The 665-nt window shown below is 65.7% G+C and carries 1 protein-coding gene; it reads right to left on the bottom strand.

What is annotated here, in order from left to right; translation table 11 throughout:
• Nucleotides 1-665 (bottom strand): hypothetical protein (locus KCN53_RS15975; protein WP_224199820.1); only part of this gene is annotated, 665 nt, incomplete at both ends.

Here is a 665-nt window from a genome sequence, read left to right as displayed (position 1 = left end):
TAGTCGCCGTCGTCGAAACCGAGGATCGTCGGCTCGGTCCCCAGCGGAAGGCGCAGGATGGTGCCGAGGCCGTCCTCCAGCACCAGCGTCGATCCGTTCCGGGTCGCCGTGAAGTCGGCAAAATCGCCCGGCAGAACGATCGTGTCGCCGCCTTCGTTGAAGGACGGGTCCAGCGTAACCTGGGCGCCGACGCCGATCACCAGTTCCTCGTTGCCCGCGGCAGATCCGAACAGGTTATAGGCGCCGCGCCCCACACTCGTCTCTCCATCGGGCGAGAAGATCACGCGCGATGCCATCTCCGGATCGACCGGCGGCAACTCCGGCGCGGTCTGGGTCAACTGCTCGAACGACAGCGTCCCGGTCTCGGTATCGACCGTGACCTCGCGCAGGCCATCGGTAAAGGCGAGCTGTAGCCCGCTCGTGCCGATCGGAATTTCCGCCGACGTGCCGTCGTCGGCGGCGACGCGCACCACGGAACCGTCAAGGACGAAGCCATAAGCCGCAAAGCGCTTCGGAAACACGATCGTATCGAGCCCTGTATTGAAGGACGGATCGAAGCTTGCCTGTGAGCCGATACCCAGGATCACCATCTCCGCGCCGTCCCGGGTCCCGACGATGCGATACTCGTCCTGCCCCAGACCGAGCGACTGGCCGCGGGCGACGGT

Source organism: Pacificimonas aurantium (assembly GCF_020092905.1).
Classification (GTDB): domain Bacteria; phylum Pseudomonadota; class Alphaproteobacteria; order Sphingomonadales; family Sphingomonadaceae; genus Pacificimonas; species Pacificimonas aurantium.
The sequence above is the reverse complement of the archived record's forward strand: the minus strand, read 5'-3'. Positions and strand labels throughout refer to the sequence as shown.